We start from the raw sequence: 1,920 nt of genomic DNA on the forward strand, positions 1-1,920 counted from the left end.
ACGTACATCCGTCGTACCGCTCGGTGACGTTTTCCGGCTGCGCCGGGAGGTGCTGCGGCCGGGGCTGCCGGAGGATTCGGCCCGTTTTGCCGAGGACGAGCTGCCCGGCGCGTTCCACGTCGCGGCGTACGGGGAGGACGCCGGCGGCGTCCCCGAGGTGCTGGGCTGCGGCAGCTTCTACCCCGAGCCGTTCCCGGCGGCGGGTGAGGCGGCCGGTGAGGCGGCCGGTGAGGGTGTCGGTGAGGCGGCGGGAGAGGTCGCGTACCGGATCCGGGGGATGGCGAGTGCGGCGCGGGCGCGCGGCCGGGGTTACGGCGCCGCCGTGCTGGCCGCCGGCGAGGCGGAGGCGCGGCGCCGGGGCGCCGACGTGATGTGGTGCAACGGACGTACCGAGGCCCGCGCCTTCTACGAGCGGCACGGCTACCGCACGGTCGGCGCGGAGTTCGAGATCGAGGGCGTCGGGCCGCACCACGTCTTCCGCCGCGAGCTGGGCTGAGCACCGGGCCGCCGGGCCCGTGGGGCGGGCGCGGCGACGGGAGCTTCGGCGTGAGCCGTAGACTTGGCGCGTGGCGGGAAGGATCAACGACGAGGACGTGCGGGCGGTACGGGACGCCATCCCGGTGGACGCCGTCGTCTCGGAGTACCTCCAGCTGCGGCCCGGCGGCGGCGGGAACCTGAAGGGGCTGTGCCCCTTCCACGACGAGAAGTCGCCGTCCTTCCACGTGAGCCCGGCCAAGGGCCTCTTCCACTGCTTCGGCTGCCAGGAGGGCGGCGACATCATCGCGTTTGTGATGAAGGTCGACCACCTCAGCTTCGCGGAGGCCGTGGAGCGCCTGGCGGCGCAGGCCGGCATCACGCTGCGCTACGAGGAGGGCGGCTACGGCCGGGCGAGCCAGCAGGGCGAGCGGACCAGGCTGGTGGAGGCGCACAAGGCGGCGGCGGTGTACTACGCCGAGCAGCTGGACTCGCCGGAGGCGCAGATCGGCAGGGTGTTCCTGGCCGAGCGCGGCTTCGACCAGGACGCGGCGCGGCACTTCGGCGTCGGCTACGCGCCGGCCGGCTGGGACCATCTGACCCGCTTCCTGCGCGGCCGCGGGTTCACCGATCGTGAGCTGGTGCTCTCGGGGCTGGCGCAGGACGGGCGGCGCGGCCCGATCGACCGCTTCCGGGGCCGGCTGATGTGGCCGATCCGCGACATCACCGGTGAGGTGGTGGGTTTCGGCGCGCGGAAGCTGCGTGAGGACGACAACGGCCCCAAGTACCTCAACACCCCCGAGACGCCGATCTACCGCAAGTCGCAGGTGCTGTACGGCATCGACCTGGCGAAGAAGGACATCGCCAAGGAGGGCCGGGCGGTGGTCGTCGAGGGCTACACCGACGTCATGGCCTGCCACCTGGCCGGGGTGACGACGGCCATCGCGACGTCCGGAACGGCGTTCGGCGAGGGCCACATCAAGATCCTCCGCCGGCTGCTGATGGACAACTCCCGCACCGAGGTGATCTTCACCTTCGACGGCGACGCGGCCGGTCAGAAGGCCGCGCTGCGGGCGTTCGAGGACGACCAGAAGTTCGCCGCCCGCACCTCGATCGCGATCACCCCGGGCGGTATGGACCCCTGCGAGCTGCGGCTCGCCAAGGGGGACGCGGCGGTCCGCGAGCTGGTGGACGGCAGGTCGCGGCTGTTCGAGTTCGCGCTGCGGCAGGTCGTCGACCAGCACGACCTGGACAGCGCGGAGGGCCGCTCGGCGGCGCTGGAGGCGGCCGCCCCGATCGTCGCCCGGATCAAGGACGGTTCGCTGCAGCACGAGTACGCGGTGCGGCTGGCCGGTCTGCTCGGCATCCTGGACACCCAGTTCGTGGTGCGGCGGATCGGCCAACTGGCCCGTTGGAAGCGGGAGAACGGCCGGGGCGGGCAACCGG

The 1,920-nt window shown here is 72.9% G+C and carries 2 protein-coding genes; both read left to right on the top strand.

Translation table 11 applies throughout. From position 1 onward, the window contains the following. On the top strand, positions 1–496 hold a 496-nt coding region (locus GL263_RS25820; protein ID WP_182858155.1), incomplete at its 5' end, for a GNAT family N-acetyltransferase. Between the two features lie 70 nt (positions 497–566). Further along, on the top strand, positions 567–1,920 hold a 1,354-nt coding region (dnaG, locus tag GL263_RS25825; protein ID WP_182858156.1), incomplete at its 3' end, for a DNA primase.

Source organism: Streptomyces durbertensis, assembly GCF_014156695.1.
In the GTDB taxonomy this organism is placed as follows: Bacteria; Actinomycetota; Actinomycetes; order Streptomycetales; family Streptomycetaceae; genus Streptomyces; species Streptomyces durbertensis.